This window comes from Pseudomonas sp. NPDC077408 (assembly GCF_050269105.1).
Classification (GTDB): Bacteria; Pseudomonadota; Gammaproteobacteria; order Pseudomonadales; family Pseudomonadaceae; genus Stutzerimonas.
On record NZ_JBNNHS010000002.1, the window covers coordinates 625,834 to 640,117 of the forward strand.

General features: G+C 60.9%; 12 protein-coding genes and 1 riboswitch. Of the genes, 10 read left to right on the forward strand and 2 right to left on the reverse strand.

The window, feature by feature from the left end:
* Nucleotides 1-127: 127 nt before the first annotated feature.
* The 3 genes from ACQKEK_RS07880 (at nucleotide 128) to ACQKEK_RS07890 (ending at nucleotide 3,636) form a co-directional block, all read left to right on the forward strand.
* Nucleotides 128-1,459, forward strand: coding sequence for a ferredoxin reductase family protein (locus ACQKEK_RS07880; RefSeq protein ID WP_499141906.1), 1,332 nt, complete (start codon nucleotides 128-130; stop codon nucleotides 1,457-1,459).
* Nucleotides 1,460-1,522: 63 nt separating this feature from the next.
* Entirely contained in the window at nucleotides 1,523-3,196 is a 1,674-nt protein-coding gene (gene ligB / locus ACQKEK_RS07885) for an NAD-dependent DNA ligase LigB (RefSeq protein ID WP_499141907.1), read from the forward strand.
* A gap of 59 nt (nucleotides 3,197-3,255) precedes the next feature.
* The gene (locus ACQKEK_RS07890; RefSeq protein WP_499141909.1) at nucleotides 3,256-3,636 is read left to right on the forward strand and encodes a DUF1090 family protein; all 381 of its coding nucleotides are present in this window, start codon (nucleotides 3,256-3,258) and stop codon (nucleotides 3,634-3,636) included.
* Nucleotides 3,637-3,653: 17 nt separating this feature from the next.
* Here ACQKEK_RS07890 and ACQKEK_RS07895 read toward each other — a convergent pair whose 3' ends face one another.
* Together ACQKEK_RS07895 and ACQKEK_RS07900 are read right to left on the reverse strand one after the other, a co-directional pair.
* On the reverse strand, nucleotides 3,654-4,103 hold the full coding sequence (locus ACQKEK_RS07895; protein WP_046161632.1) for a c-type cytochrome: 450 nt from the start codon (nucleotides 4,101-4,103) through the stop codon (nucleotides 3,654-3,656).
* Between the two features lie 72 nt (nucleotides 4,104-4,175).
* Nucleotides 4,176-4,610: a hypothetical protein gene (locus ACQKEK_RS07900; protein ID WP_128120372.1), complete on the reverse strand. Its 435-nt coding sequence runs from the start codon at nucleotides 4,608-4,610 to the stop codon at nucleotides 4,176-4,178.
* Between the two features lie 157 nt (nucleotides 4,611-4,767).
* Between ACQKEK_RS07900 and ACQKEK_RS07905 the strand changes: the two genes are divergently transcribed.
* The 7 genes from ACQKEK_RS07905 to rhlE2 all read left to right on the forward strand — a co-directional run bounded on the left by ACQKEK_RS07905 (nucleotide 4,768) and on the right by rhlE2 (nucleotide 14,247).
* Complete coding sequence (locus ACQKEK_RS07905) at nucleotides 4,768-6,021, forward strand: cation:proton antiporter (RefSeq protein ID WP_499141911.1); 1,254 nt, start codon at nucleotides 4,768-4,770, stop codon at nucleotides 6,019-6,021.
* A 563-nt stretch (nucleotides 6,022-6,584) separates the two neighbouring features.
* A complete protein-coding gene (gene dctP, locus ACQKEK_RS07910) occupies nucleotides 6,585-7,592 on the forward strand; it encodes a TRAP transporter substrate-binding protein DctP (RefSeq protein WP_499141912.1) in 1,008 nt (335 codons plus the stop codon).
* A 72-nt stretch (nucleotides 7,593-7,664) separates the two neighbouring features.
* Nucleotides 7,665-8,177 (forward strand): TRAP transporter small permease, encoded by a 513-nt coding sequence (locus tag ACQKEK_RS07915; RefSeq protein WP_499141913.1) that lies wholly within the window; start codon nucleotides 7,665-7,667, stop codon nucleotides 8,175-8,177.
* Nucleotide 8,178: 1 nt separating this feature from the next.
* Nucleotides 8,179-9,477 carry a TRAP transporter large permease gene (locus tag ACQKEK_RS07920; RefSeq protein ID WP_499141914.1) on the forward strand — a complete coding sequence of 433 codons (1,299 nt, stop codon included), beginning with the start codon at nucleotides 8,179-8,181 and terminating at the stop codon, nucleotides 9,475-9,477.
* 203 nt (nucleotides 9,478-9,680) lie between these two features.
* Nucleotides 9,681-9,832, forward strand: a riboswitch (S-adenosyl-L-homocysteine riboswitch).
* 23 nt (nucleotides 9,833-9,855) lie between these two features.
* Entirely contained in the window at nucleotides 9,856-11,265 is a 1,410-nt protein-coding gene (gene ahcY, locus ACQKEK_RS07925; RefSeq protein ID WP_499141915.1) for an adenosylhomocysteinase, read from the forward strand.
* An 80-nt stretch (nucleotides 11,266-11,345) separates the two neighbouring features.
* A complete protein-coding gene (metF, locus tag ACQKEK_RS07930; RefSeq protein ID WP_499141916.1) occupies nucleotides 11,346-12,197 on the forward strand; it encodes a methylenetetrahydrofolate reductase [NAD(P)H] in 852 nt (283 codons plus the stop codon).
* 232 nt (nucleotides 12,198-12,429) lie between these two features.
* Entirely contained in the window at nucleotides 12,430-14,247 is a 1,818-nt protein-coding gene (gene rhlE2 / locus ACQKEK_RS07935) for an RNA helicase RhlE2 (protein WP_499141918.1), read from the forward strand.
* Nucleotides 14,248-14,284: the final 37 nt, after the last annotated feature.

Here is a 14,284-nt window from a genome sequence, read left to right on the forward strand (position 1 = left end):
CTTTTGGCTGACGATTGTACGACGCAGTTAATTAGCTCACTAATCAATGCCGTTGATAACGATCATGCCCACCACTGCATCGCAAGCGCATGCTTCTCATGCTTCATCACAGCAGAGGGGCACCGCCATGCAACGGATCAGACTGGCCTTAGTCACATTGTTCATCACCGTGACCCTTCTCTGGCTCGCTACTGCGGGCGGCATCACTGGCGGCTATCCCCGTTTCTGGCCGCTGCGCGCAGACATGGTTCACTACAGTGGCGCTCTTGCCATCAGCGCAATGAGCGTGGCGATCTACCTCGCCATCCGCCCCCAGTGGCTGGAGCGCCTGCTAGGCGGCCTGGACAAGAGCTATCGGTTGCATAAATGGCTGGGAATCGGCGTGTTGGTGGTATCAACCGTACATTGGGGCTGGGCGCAGGTTCCGAAATGGCTGGTGGGGTTGGGCTGGCTCGCAGCCCCAGTCCGACGCGGCGCCGGCAAAGCAGAGGATGGCCTGCTCGGCTGGCTGCATGGGCAACGGGGGTTCGCTGAGGACATCGGCGAATGGGCCTTTTATGTCGCCGCGTTACTGATTGTTCTCGCACTGATAAAACAGTTCCCGTACCGCTGGTTCTTCAAAACCCATCGCTGGCTGGCACTGGTCTATCTGGTGCTGGCGGTACACAGCCTCATGCTGATGCCACCCGCCTATTGGCCGTCCCTACTGGGTGCGGTGATAGCTGTGTTGCTTATTGGCGGGACCTTTGCCGCTACTGTTTCGCTGCTGCGCCAGGTCGGACGCGCACATCAGGTTGTGGGCCGCGTCGATGGCCTGACCTATCACCCCGACAATCAGGTCCTGCATGTGAATGTATCGCTGGAAGGGCCCTGGCCCGGCCACAAACCCGGACAATTTGCCTTTGCCAGCTTTGAGCAAAAGGAAGGACCACATCCTTTCAGTCTTTCCAGTGCCTGGCAAAACGGCGGCAAGCTCTCCTTCGCGATCAAGGGGCTCGGGGACTACACCCGCCGTTTGCCGCAAACCCTGCGCAACGGCGATGCGGTTACGGTAGAAGGCCCTTACGGCTGCTTTGATTTCGGCGGACACAAAGCCGGGCAAATCTGGGTAGCGGGAGGCATTGGAGTCGCCCCGTTCATGAGCCGGCTGCAGGCGCTGGCCGGCAGCAGTGAGGACAACACCATCGATCTGTTCTATTGCACCAGCGCACCGGACCAACGCTTCATCGCGCAGCTGCAAGCACTCGCTGCGTCCGCCCGGATACGCCTGCACGTACAGGTGGCCAGGGAGCATGGTCGGCTGACGCCTGACCAGATCCGCCAAGAGGTGCCAGACTGGCTGCAGCGTGACGTCTGGTTCTGTGGACCGGCCCGCTTCGGCAGCAAACTGCGCCAAGACCTGACCGAGCACGGCCTGCCGGCCAGCGATTTCCATCAGGAATTGTTCAACATGCGCTAGCGCACGGCCTTAGCTGCCCCCGCGGAGCAGAATGGGCGACCTCAACGAGCAAGGATGCTCTCTATGCAGCGCTTGATTGCGACAGCACTCTGTACCCTTTCCTGCCTGGCAATGGCCGATTGCCCTGACTCGCCGAACCGCCGTGCTGAAATGGAGATCGCAGCCTTGGCTGCCCAGGTGGCGCAATGGGACGACGCCTATCATCGGCGAGGTCTCTCGCTGGTCGACGACGAAATCTACGACCAGACCCGGCGGCGTCTGGAGCAATGGCAAGCCTGCTTTGCGACTAACAGCGCAGCAACAGCTGCAGACCCGCTTGACGGCAGCGACGGGCCCGTTGCCCATCCAGTCGCCCAGACCGGCCTGGCCAAGCTCGCCGATGCCGAGGCGGCCAAAGACTGGCTCACGGCCCGCTCGGATGTTTGGATCCAGCCCAAAGTCGATGGCGTCGCGGTAACGTTGCATTACCAACAGGGTTCACTGGTCCGGGTGGTGAGCCGCGGCGACGGCAGCCATGGACAGGACTGGACCGACCGCGCCCGGCAACTGCAGGCCATACCGCTGCAGCTGCCGATTAAAGAAGAGTTGATCCTGCAGGGCGAGCTCTACTGGCGCGTGCAGGACCACGTGCAAGCGCAAGCCGGCAGTGCCGGGGCGCGCAGCAAGGTCACCGGAGCGATGGCGAGGTTGGTGCTGGATGAGGCGACCGCCGCACAGATCGGCCTGTTCATCTGGGACTGGCCCAACGGCCCGTCCGACATGCGATCTCGCCTCGCCGGCCTGGTGGCGATGGGATTCGATGAAAGCGCTGCACTGACCGTGCCGCTGGAAACTGCGGAACAAGCTGGCCATTGGCGTGACCACTGGTTCCGCCATAGTCTTCCGTTCGCCAGTGATGGGATCGTGCTGCGCCAGGGTGAGCGCCCGGACGCCACCCGCTGGCAGGCCCAGCCGCCGCACTGGGCAATTGCCTGGAAATATCCGCTGCGCACAGCCGTTACCCGGGTGCGCGAGGTGACGTTCAGCATCGGTCGCAGCGGCAGAATCACACCGGTACTGCAACTGGAGCCGGTACAGCTCGATGACCGCCTTGTCAGCCGCGTCAGCCTCGGGTCCGTGAGGCGTTGGCAGCAGGCAGACGTACAACCTGACGATCAGGTCGCGATCGCCCTGGCCGGCCTGACCATCCCACGCTTCGAGCGTGTCGTCTGGCGCATGCAGCAGCGGCGGCGAGTCGAAGCGCCCACGCCGGACGACTACCACTTCATGAGTTGCTGGCATACGGCCCCCGGCTGTGATCAGCAGTTCGTCGCACGCCTCGTCTGGCTCAGCGGAAAGAAAGGGCTCGACCTGCCCCACCTGGGACCGGGGACTTGGCAGGCATTGGTGGATGCCAGGCTGGTCGATGGCCTACTTGACTGGCTGCACCTCGATCAGCGTCGTTTGCAACAGGTGCCAGGTATCGGCGAAGCCAGCGCCAGCACACTGGTCGCCAGTTTCCAGCTGGCACGCGCCCGCCCTCTCGCCAGTTGGCTACGAGCGCTCGGCGCGCCACCGGGTGCAGATGCAATACCGGCCGACAGCTGGGACGACCTAGAGGCAATCTCCATGACGCAATGGCAGTCCGAGCCCGGCATCGGGGCGACACGCGCTAAGCAGCTTCGGACCTTCTTCACGGCGCCGGAAATCCTTCGGCTGCGTCAGCAATTGCATGAGGTCGGGATTGCCGGATTCTGAGGGCACTTCACCGCTGGACTCCAGTCTTATGACATCACAACAACAAAAAGGACCTGTGCATGACCGGCCGGCACAATCCCCTTGCGTATCTGCTGATCTGTCTCTGTTGCAGTGTGCCGACGATGGCCATCGCAGAGACGGACGCAGCCTGCAGCGAACCGCGCGAGCGCATCAGCCAGCAAATCAAGGATGCACGCCTGAAGGGCGACAGCAGTCAGCGCGCGATACTAGAGGCTCAACTGCAACACCTGACCGAGCGCTGCAGCGGCGTGGTCCCGTTGCAACCCAACCACGCCGAGATCGAACGCGCGATGCGCCTGGCTACGACCCGTGAAGCGCAGCTGCGCGAGGCCTTGGGAACTGGCGATCCTCAGGTGATCGAAGTGAGCAAACGGCGCCTGGATCAGGCCCGTAAAGAGCTGGAAGCGGCCAAGCGCTGATCGGTGCGCCGCCTCGATCAGTAAGCGCGGAATTCCTTGTGGCACGCCTCGCAGGCGTCTTCTACCTGCTGAAACGCCGGCGCGACGCTTTCGGACGTCACCGGCGTCTGAGTGGTCGCGGCAACGAGCGCGGCAGTTCGGGCTTCTAGCTCTCGGGCCATCTGGTTAAATCGCGCCTGCTGCTGCCATACATCGTCGCGGGCATCGCTCTGCGCTTCCTTCACTTCCGGGTAATGCTGCCAGGGCTGACGGGATAGCTGATCTAGCTTCGCCGCTCCGCTGGTGAAGCCTTCTGGATCGAACGGCAAGCGACCGCGCAGCATGCCGCCCAGGTCCTCTTTGACGTCGAGCATCTGCTGATAGATCGCCTTGCGTTTGCCGAGCGGAGAGTTGGGATCGATGCGATCACAGCCAGCCAACAGCGCCAACACGGCGACCAGCGACACACTCAACGGCAACAGCTTCATGGTTCTACCACTCGGAAATACAACGGCCGGCGATTATCGCCCCTGCCGGCCGTATCACCAAACGTCACAAGCCTACTGCGACCATTCACCACCCGCGCTTTCACAATCGACCTTGGCCTGGGCGTGGTCCGTTGCCTTGTAGTAGAAGGTGACGATGCGTGCCTGCTCGGGCACCGTGGTGGGCGCGGGCGTGCTGGCGGCCTGACTGCCAGTGGCGCGCTCGTTGGCCAGCGTCGCGGGCGTCAACGCGGCAGTACACACGCCGAAGTGACCGGATGGGCAACTTTCGAGGATCTCCCGCCGAGAATTCTTCACCGCCTCGTTGTTTTGACAGACCCAGTCGATGTTGTTGTCTTGCATGCCCTCATAGCGGAAACACTTTTCGGTCACCACCGGGGGCGGCACTGCGCCGGAGGTTTCGGCGCTGACGTAGCAGGAATTGGCGGCAGCCGGCAGGCTCAACCCGGCCGCAATGGCTAGCAGAACAGAACGAAACAAGAGGTTCATGTTGGCAGCTCCTGAAAGGATCACTCGCCCGGCGAGGTTCACCGAACCTTATCCTTCGACCCTTCGATCCTTAGCTGAGTTCGCGATTCGCCTGGCACCATTTGCCTCGAAACCTAGTCCACTCTGCATTCGCTATCGATGCTGACCTGAGGACCCCATGCTCGAACTTTCGGCCATTTTCATCAGCCTCACTGCACTGCTCGCCTACCTCAACTACCGTTTCATCGGCTTGCCACCCACCATCGGCGTAATGGCCACAGCACTGGTGTTTTCGCTGCTGCTTCATGGTTTGACCATGCTGGGCCTGCCGCTGCTGGAAGCGCAGATCGAGGCGCTGGTCGGGCGAATCGACTTCAATCACCTGTTGATGGACGGCATGCTGTCGTTTCTGCTGTTCGCTGGCGCCCTGCATATCAACCTGGCCGACCTACGTGCCCGCCGCTGGGCGATCGGTTTGCTGGCCACCGTAGGCGTCCTGTTCTCCACTGCGGTGATCGGCTTCGGTAGCTGGTGGATCCTCGATCTGTTCGGGTTGCAGCCGCCGTTGATCTATTGCCTGCTGTTCGGCGCGCTGATCTCGCCGACCGACCCGATCGCCGTGCTCGGCATCATGCGCTCAGCCGGCGCGCCAAAAGCGCTGGAAACCACCATCGTCGGTGAGTCACTGTTCAATGACGGCGTCGCGGTGGTGGTGTTCACCGTGCTTCTGGGTGTGCTGGCTCGGGGGGAGGCTCCGGGCGCAGGTGAGGCTGTCTGGCTGTTCGTCGAGGAAGCCGGCGGCGGCATGCTGCTCGGTGCGCTGCTCGGCGCATTGACCTTTGCCCTACTCAAGAGCATCGACCAATACCAAGTGGAGGTCCTGCTGACCCTGGCGCTGGTTCTGGGTGGCTACACCCTGGCAACCCATCTGCACCTTTCCGGTCCGATCGCGATGGTGGTGGCCGGCCTGATCATCGGTAACCAGGGGCGGCGCCACGCGATGTCGGATCATACCCGGGAGAACCTGGACAATTTCTGGGAGCTGCTCGACGAGATCCTCAACGCGGTGCTGTTCGTGCTGATCGGCATGGAACTGGTGCTGCTGCCATTCAGCGCGCAATACCTGCTGATCGCACTGTGCATCACGCTGTTGATTCTGGGCACGCGCCTGGTGGCCGTCGGGCCGCCCGCGCTGTTGCTGCGCAAGATGGGTCGCGCACTGCCCAATGGAACGGTACGCATCCTGACCTGGGGTGGGCTGCGAGGCGGAATTTCTGTCGCGCTGGTGCTGGCATTGCCGGCAAGCGACGAACGCAATCTGCTGCTGAACATCACCTATCTCATCGTGCTGTTCTCGATTCTGGTCCAGGGATTGAGCATTGGCAGGCTGGTTCGGCAGATCTGCACACACGATACGGACCGCGATCGCTGATCCCTGGGTCAGCGCCAGGGGTAGGCCTTACCACGATCACGACTATAGCCGGCCTGGGCGAGCATCTTTGCGCCAGCGGCCGCTCATTTGGAGAAAGCCAATCGCGTTGCGTCAGCTCGAAGCGCTCGAACTCCTGAGAGGATCCAAAGCCATACGGCCCTTGCTTCCGCCAGCTAGCTGCTGGCTCCAACCCTCTGGAGCATTGATATAAATCAATATCCGTCACTGCCGCATCGTTTTCCGGTGCCAGCGCGTCGCTTCCAGAACACTCGCCCAGGATGGCATTCGTACCATCGATTCCGTACTTGACCGTAAACCTTGTGCCCTGTCGCTCCGGCTGATCCGTGAAGCCCTGACAAACCCCGTGCATCAGGAATAGGCCTTGATGCACCGCGCAATGCGGTCCTGTTTCAAAGCGCTGACAGGCCCCGATGCTTGATGGTCGGGGCGGAAGGCATGTCGGAGTGGGCCCTGCTGGTTGCGCAGAACCTATTAGACATCGCACAGGCCTGTCGCCTATCTGCGCACTTTTCGATAACCGTTAGGGAGCTAGGGTGAAGAAAATGAGAACAATCCAAGCCACGCTGAAGACGTTGCTCGCTGGTGCGGCAGCATCTGTCTTGATAATGAGCACGCATGCCCAGGCACTGACGTTAAAACTCGCTACAGACTCTGGCACCAAGGGTTCACCCGCGGGCGACGCCTTGAAAAAGTGGGGTGAGCTGATCGAGCAGAAGTCGGACGGCGAGATCAAGGCCAAGGTTTTCTACCAGAACGAGCTTGGCGGCCAGCAGGAAGTGTTTGACCTGCATGTCGCCGGTGACGTCGATCTGATGCTGAACTGGCCGATGACGTCTTACGACAAGCGCATCGGCGTTATCTACACACCCTACATGACGCTGTCCTGGGATGAAGCGCTCAAGGCCTACAGCCCTGGCGGCTGGGTCAATAACATGCTGGGCGGGATTTACAGCGATATCGGCCTGAAGTTTTTCGGCCCCTGGCCGGAAGGTTTCAACGGTGTTGCCTCTAAAGGCAAATATGCACTGAATATTACCGATGCAAATGGCCTCAAAGTGCGCACCATGACCGTGTTCCCGGCGCCACAGACCATGCAGGCGCTGGGTTACCAAACCGCCGCAATCGACTGGGGCGAGGTTTACACAGCGTTGCAGACCGGCGTGGTCGATGGGGAAGCCGGCAACGTCATCTATTGGGACTACGAGTACTTCCGCGATTCCCTGGATTACTACGTGCAGACCAAGCACTTCTTCATGACTGGCATTCTGTCCGCCAACCAGGACACCTGGGAAAACATGAGCGAAGAGGAACAGAAGATCGTCAGCGACGCGGCTATCGAAATCATGAACGAGCAGTTCAAAGCTGCCAAACAGCAGGACGATTACTACATCGCCAAAGCTCAGGAAGCGGGCATGAAGTACTTCGAGCCAAACGAGGAGCAGATCCGCGAATTCGCCAAAGCCGCGCGCGAGAAGGTCTGGCCACAGATGGACACGGAAGTGGGCCCAGAGATCATGGACACCATCCGCAAGAACGCCTCTCCGCTGTAATCAGCGAATTTCAGGCTTTAATCCACAACCGGCCCGCTTTGCGGGCCGGCTTGTTCATACGCTGGAAGAAAAATGATCCGAGAATTCTTTTCCGGACTGGATAAAGGCGTGGGCTGGTTGTTAGAGGCCGCGGCGTTCGTTGCCAGTCTGCTGGTGGTTGGTCTGATGTTGTTTCTGGTGTTGGCCCGCTATGTGTTCGGCTGGTCCATGGTGGGATTGCTGGAGCTGATCATGCTGTTCGGCATGTGGCTTTATATGCTTGGGGGCACGATCGCCTGCCGGCGCAACGAGCATCTCAAGGTCGACTTCATCGAGTTGAAGATCACCGACCAGCGATTTCAGCTGATGCACAAGGCCCTGATCTCCCTGATTTCGTTCCTGATCTGCCTGTTCTTCGTGGTACTCGCCTACCGCATGCTGAGCTGGGGGCTTCGCCGTCCGCAATCGACCCCGGGAATGGGCATCCCGCTGTGGTTGCCCCAAGCATCCATCATGCTCGCGGCCATCGGTTGCAGCTGCTATTCGCTGAGAGACGTCATCGGCTCACTGGCCGGCATTAAACAGCTGAGCCAAAAGGAGCTTTGATATGGAAGGTTTTATTGCAATTGGCCTGTTGATACTGCTGATGATCATCGGTGTACCTGTCGCCTGGTCGTTCGCCGGCGTCTTGGCGTATCTGGTGTACGCCTACGACGCCAATCTGAACACCATGATGCTGCAGGGCTACCGCTCTCTCGACTCGGTAATTCTGATTGCGCTGCCGCTGTTCGTATTAACCGGCTACTTGATGCAGAGCGGAGGAATCGCCCGTCGGCTGGTCGACTTCATCGAAGTCATGATCGGCAAGCGCCGTGGCGGCATGGGTGCGTCGATGGTGATGGCATCCGGCATCTTTGGCGCCATCGCTGGTACGGCTACCGCTGCTGTCGCCTCGATCGGCACGATCATGATCGGCCCACTGGAGCAACGCGGTTACCCACGCAGCTACTCGGCCGCGCTGCTAGGCATTTCATCGTTGCTGGGCATTCTGATTCCACCCTCGATCACGATGATCTTGTTTGCAGTGGTAACCCGTCAGTCAGTGGCAGCCTGTTTTGCCGCCTCGGTTGGACCGGCGGTTCTACTGATCATCGGCTTAATCGCGGCCAACCGTTTCAGTGTCGGTCGCTTCTTCACTGAAGTCACGAGTGCCGCAGGCGACGGTATCGGGCAGCTTCCGGGTAAGGGCAAGGCAACCCTTCGCGCCATTCCGGCGCTGTCACTGCCCGTGATCATTCTCGGCGGCATCTACGGGGGCATATTCACCCCTACCGAAGCCGCAGCGGTGGCTGCGTTCGCGGCCATGTTCATCGGCTTTTTCGTCTACCGGGATCTCAACCTGGCCAGCTTTGCCCGCAGCGTGGTCTCCGCGGCCGAGACCACCGGCACGGTGATTCTCATCCTCCTGTTCAGCTTTATGATCGGGCGAATCCTGGCATCCGAGCGGATCCCGCAGGATCTGACCGAGCTGGTGACCCACTTGATTCAGAATCCATTGTTGATCCTGATCGCTGTGAACATCTTTCTGATCATCGCCGGCATGATCATGGACGATGTGTCGGTCACCGTGGTGATTGCGCCTTTGTTCCTGCCTTTGATGGTCGAAAGCGGCGTGCATCCGGTTCATTTCGCCTCGATCGTCGCCTGCTCCGTCGTGATCGGCGCCAACAGCCCACCGGTGGCCCCAATCCTCTATATGGCGTGCCGAATCGGCAAAGTGTCTATCCACAAAACCGTAGCGCCAGCACTGGCACTGATGGCCTTCGTGGCGTTGCCCGTGATGATAGTCACGACCTTCGTGCCGGAGCTCTCGCTTTTCCTCCCTCGTATACTGGGCTTCATCTGAGCCCTTCCGGGGCCAGTTGAAAAACAGTCTGACCGCCGGCCAGCTGGCCGGCATGTAGGCCGGCGTATTGATCGGTGGATCTGCGCCCGCGATACCCATCACGCTCGCTGATCAGGGTTGCGCGCCGGGCTTGGGATCTTCTGCGGGCGCGGCTATAATCGCCGGGTTTTACATCGCCGACACCGTTCGGCCGTGCCCGCCACCTGTCCGAGGGGCGCTGCAGCAGGGCGAAAGCCTGTTTTGGATCTCACAAGCCACGCGGCTTATCTGTCGCGCCGCAGCAGATCCAAATCAGGTTTCACCTGTCAGGCTCGGATAGGGCGTTAACCATACGCATCAACGGCGCCCATTCGCACAAAACGAATGGAGAACTCTTCAATGAGCGCTGTCATGACGCCTGCCGGCTTCAACGATTTCAAGGTCGCCGACATTTCCCTGGCTGACTGGGGCCGTCGCGAGATCATCATCGCCGAATCGGAAATGCCTGCCCTGATGGGCCTGCGCCACAAGTACGCAGGCGAGCAGCCGCTGAAAGGCGCAAAGATCCTCGGCTGCATCCACATGACCATCCAGACCGCCGTCCTGATCGAGACGCTGACCGCCCTCGGCGCCGAAGTCCGCTGGTCCAGTTGCAACATCTTCTCGACTCAGGACCAGGCCGCCGCCGCCATCGCTGCTGCCGGCATCCCGGTATTCGCTTGGAAAGGCGAAACTGAAGAAGAGTATGAGTGGTGCATTGAGCAGACCATCCTCAAGGACGGCCAGCCGTGGGACGCCAACATGATTCTCGACGACGGCGGCGATCTGACCCAGATCCTGCACGACAAGTACCCACAGGTGCTCGAGCGCGTGCATGGCGTCACCGAGGAAACCACTACTGGCGTGCATCGCCTGCAGGACATGCTGAAGAAAGGCACCCTGAAGATCCCGGCGATCAACGTGAACGACTCGGTCACCAAGAGCAAGAATGACAACAAGTACGGCTGCCGTCACAGCCTTAACGACGCCATCAAGCGCGCCACCGACCACCTGCTCTCCGGCAAGCAGGCACTGGTGATCGGCTATGGCGACGTGGGCAAGGGCTCGGCGCAGTCGCTGCGTCAGGAAGGCATGATCGTCAAGGTTTCGGAAGTCGACCCGATCTGCGCCATGCAGGCCTGCATGGATGGCTATGAGCTGGTGTCTCCTTACAAGGACGGCCTCAACGACGGCACCGACGCCTGCATCGACGCAGCCCTGCTGGGCAAGATCGACCTGATCGTCACCACCACTGGCAATGCCAACGTGTGCGACGCCGGCATGCTCAAGGCGCTGAAAAAGCGCGCGCTGGTGTGCAACATCGGCCACTTCGACAACGAGATCGATACCGCCTTCATGCGCAAGAACTGGGCATGGGAAGAGGTCAAGCCGCAGGTGCACAAGATCCACCGCACCGGCCCGGGCAGCTTCGATGCGCATAACGATGATTACCTGATTCTGCTGGCCGAAGGCCGTCTGGTGAACCTGGGCAACGCAACCGGCCACCCGAGCCGGATCATGGATGGTTCGTTCGCCAACCAGGTGCTGGCACAGATCCACCTGTTCAACGAGAAGTTCGCTGAGCTGCCGGTGACGGAAAAGACCAAGAACGTCACCGTCATGGTGCTGCCGAAGAAGCTCGACGAAGAAGTCGCAGCCGAAATGGTCAAGGGCTTCGGTGGGGTCATCACCCGCCTGACCCCGACCCAGGCCGAGTACATTGGCGTGGAAGTCGAAGGTCCGTTCAAGCCGGATAGCTACCGCTACTAATAACGGCCAGAGCCGCACCAGCGCTTTGCACGAGCCAGCTCGGGTAAGCGCGGTGTGGCTGACTGCCGAAAGGAATTGTCATGTCACAAACACGTAGCCATAGCTTCAGCTTCGAGTTCTTCCCGACCAAGACCGACGCCGGACACGAAAAACTTCTGGCCACCGCCAGGCGCCTGGCCGAATACAAGCCGGACTTCTTCTCCTGCACCTACGGTGCCGGCGGTTCGACGCGTGATCGCACCCTAAATACCGTGCTGCAGCTCGACGGCGAAGTGAAGGTCTCCACGGCGCCGCATCTGTCCTGCGTTGGCGACACCAAGGCTGAGTTGCGCGAACTGCTGAACATCTACAGGGACGCCGGGATCCAGCGCATCGTCGCCCTGCGCGGCGACCTGCCCTCCGGCATGGGCATGGCCAGCGGCGAGCTGCGCTATGCCAATGAGCTGGTGGAATTCATTCGCGCCGAAACGGGCGATCATTTCCATATCGAAATCGCGGCTTATCCGGAGATGCATCCGCAGGCGCGCCATTTCGAAGATGACCTGGCCAATTTCGTGCGCAAGGCCAAGGCCGGTGCTGACAGCGCCATCACCCAGTATTTCTTCAACGCCGACTGCTACTTCTACTTCGTCGAGCGTGTGCGCAAGCTGGGCGTGGATATGTCGATCGTCCCGGGCATAATGCCGATCACCAACTACAGCAAGCTGGCGCGCTTCTCTGACGCCTGCGGTGCGGAAATTCCACGCTGGGTGCGCAAGCAGCTGGAAGCCTACGGCGACGACATCGAAAGCATCCAGGCTTTCGGCACGCAAGTGATCACCGAGATGTGCGAGAAACTGCTCGCCGGTGGCGCGCCTGGGCTGCACTTCTATACCCTGAACCAGGCCGAACCCAGCCTGGCCGTCTGGGAAAACTTAAAGCTGGTTCGCTGAACTTGCTCAGCTCCCTGCGAAACAGGGAGCTGGCCAATGAACCTGAGAACTGCCACACTGTCCTACCAATGCGGCGTTAACAGGCTCTGTTATACTCCGCGCTTCCGCCAGGCTTACGCCCGGATGCCAGCATCGTCAAATGCGGCAGGACCGGACGGGATCGCACGCCAGTCGCGATTCGAGCCAGGCATGACCATCCCAGGGCAACGCCCTACACAAGACAGGATTACTCATGTCCTTTGCTTCCCTCGGTCTCTCCGAGGCTTTGGCCGGTGCCGTCGAGGCCGCCGGTTACACCCAGCCTACACCGGTGCAACAGCGGGCCATTCCCGCCGTGTTGCAAGGACGCGACCTGATGGTCGCTGCACAGACGGGAACCGGCAAGACCGGTGGCTTTGCCCTCCCCGTACTCGAAATTCTTTTCCCAGGCGGCCATCCTGACCGCGAGCACCGCCACGGTCCGCGCCAGCCGCGCGTACTGGTGCTGACGCCAACACGTGAGCTCGCCGCCCAGGTACACGATAGCTTCAAGCTGTACGCCCGCGACCTGCCGCTGAAAAGCGCGGTGATCTTCGGAGGCGTGGGCATGAACCCGCAGGTTCAAGCCATTGCAAAGGGCCTCGACGTGCTTGTCGCCTGCCCGGGCCGCTTGCTCGACTTGGCGAACCAGAAGGCCGTCGACCTCTCTCATGTAGAGATTCTGGTCCTCGATGAAGCCGACCGCATGCTCGACATGGGCTTCATCCATGACGTCAAGAAGGTCCTGGCCAAGCTGCCGACCAAGCGCCAGAACCTGCTCTTCTCGGCCACTTTCTCCCAAGACATCACCAATCTCGCCAGCAAGTTGCTGCACGAGCCGGAGAAGATCCAAGTCACGCCGCCGAACACCACGGTCGAGCGGATCGAGCAACGCGCGTTCCGCCTGCCGGCCTCGCACAAGCGTGCACTGCTGGCACACCTGATCACCAAAGGTGCCTGGGAACAGGTGCTGGTGTTTACCCGCACCAAGCATGGCGCCAACCGCCTTGCCGAGTACCTCGACAAGCACGGTCTGCCGGCAGTCGCGATTCACGGTAACAAGAGCCAGAACGCGCGTACCAAGGCGCTGGCGGATTTCAAGGCCAACCAGGTACGTATCCTGGTTGCCACCGATATCGCCGCGCGCGGGCTGGACATCGACCAGTTGCCTCACGTGGTCAACTTCGAGCTGCCGAACGTCGAGGAAGACTACGTTCACCGGATCGGGCGTACCGGTCGGGCTGGCCGCAGCGGTGAAGCGATTTCGCTGGTTGCACCCGACGAGGAAAAGCTGCTCAAGGGCATCGAGCGGATGACCAAGCAGAAGATTCCGGACGGCGATTTGCTGGGCTTCGACGCCAGCACCATCGAGGCGGAAAAACCTGAAGTACGTGAACCACGCCAGCCGCGTCCACCACGTAACGGCGAGCGCAAGCCACGCCCTGAGCGCGCTGCGAAAACCACCGAAGCTGCAGCCAGCGAGCCGAAAGCGGGTGACCGCAACCGTCGCGGACGCAACAAGCCGCGCAGTGCGCGTCCAGCGCAGGGCTCAGCAGAGCAGACAGCTGCAGCTCCGGTGAGCCGTCCGCCTCGCCTACCGAATGATCGCGCTCCGGACGAATTTCTTGATGACGAAGTCGATAACTTCGGCAACAGCGTCGACTATGTCAGTCCCTACCAGAACAAGCAGGGACGTGGCCGTCGTCCCGGCGCGCCGGCTCAACCGGCTGGCCAGCCACGTGCCGCGGCAGCCCCACGCAGCGGCGCTGCCAGTGCAGGCGCTCAAGGTAAAGGCAAGCGTCAAGGGCAGCCTGCACGTGGCGCGCAGCCACGCCGCAAAAACGAAGGGCGTCGGATCGACGGTGATAGCGGTGGTGCCCGCCGGGACGTTGCGGAGAAGCCGAAGGAAAAGCAGCCGGTCATCATCCACAAGGAGTCGAAACTGGACCGACTGCCCAGCATTGAGCAATTGGAACAGCTGCCAACCAAGCCTCGCGGCGAGAAGCCAGCATTGCTGACCCGCAATCGCTGAAACGCCGCACGAATAAAAACGCCGCCCTCAAAGGCGG

What these genes read in the sequence shown, in the direction of transcription:
- ACQKEK_RS07880 (WP_499141906.1), top strand. Translation starts at nt 128, where the DNA reads ATGCAACGGATCAGACTGGCCTTAGTCACATTGTTCATCACCGTGACC.
- ligB (WP_499141907.1), top strand. Translation starts at nt 1,523, where the DNA reads ATGCAGCGCTTGATTGCGACAGCACTCTGTACCCTTTCCTGCCTGGCA.
- ACQKEK_RS07895 (WP_046161632.1), bottom strand. Translation starts at nt 4,103, where the DNA reads ATGAAGCTGTTGCCGTTGAGTGTGTCGCTGGTCGCCGTGTTGGCGCTG.
- ACQKEK_RS07905 (WP_499141911.1), top strand. Translation starts at nt 4,768, where the DNA reads ATGCTCGAACTTTCGGCCATTTTCATCAGCCTCACTGCACTGCTCGCC.
- ahcY (WP_499141915.1), top strand. Translation starts at nt 9,856, where the DNA reads ATGAGCGCTGTCATGACGCCTGCCGGCTTCAACGATTTCAAGGTCGCC.
- ACQKEK_RS07890 (WP_499141909.1), top strand. Translation starts at nt 3,256, where the DNA reads ATGACCGGCCGGCACAATCCCCTTGCGTATCTGCTGATCTGTCTCTGT.
- ACQKEK_RS07900 (WP_128120372.1), bottom strand. Translation starts at nt 4,610, where the DNA reads ATGAACCTCTTGTTTCGTTCTGTTCTGCTAGCCATTGCGGCCGGGTTG.
- dctP (WP_499141912.1), top strand. Translation starts at nt 6,585, where the DNA reads ATGAGAACAATCCAAGCCACGCTGAAGACGTTGCTCGCTGGTGCGGCA.
- metF (WP_499141916.1), top strand. Translation starts at nt 11,346, where the DNA reads ATGTCACAAACACGTAGCCATAGCTTCAGCTTCGAGTTCTTCCCGACC.
- rhlE2 (WP_499141918.1), top strand. Translation starts at nt 12,430, where the DNA reads ATGTCCTTTGCTTCCCTCGGTCTCTCCGAGGCTTTGGCCGGTGCCGTC.
- ACQKEK_RS07915 (WP_499141913.1), top strand. Translation starts at nt 7,665, where the DNA reads ATGATCCGAGAATTCTTTTCCGGACTGGATAAAGGCGTGGGCTGGTTG.
- ACQKEK_RS07920 (WP_499141914.1), top strand. Translation starts at nt 8,179, where the DNA reads ATGGAAGGTTTTATTGCAATTGGCCTGTTGATACTGCTGATGATCATC.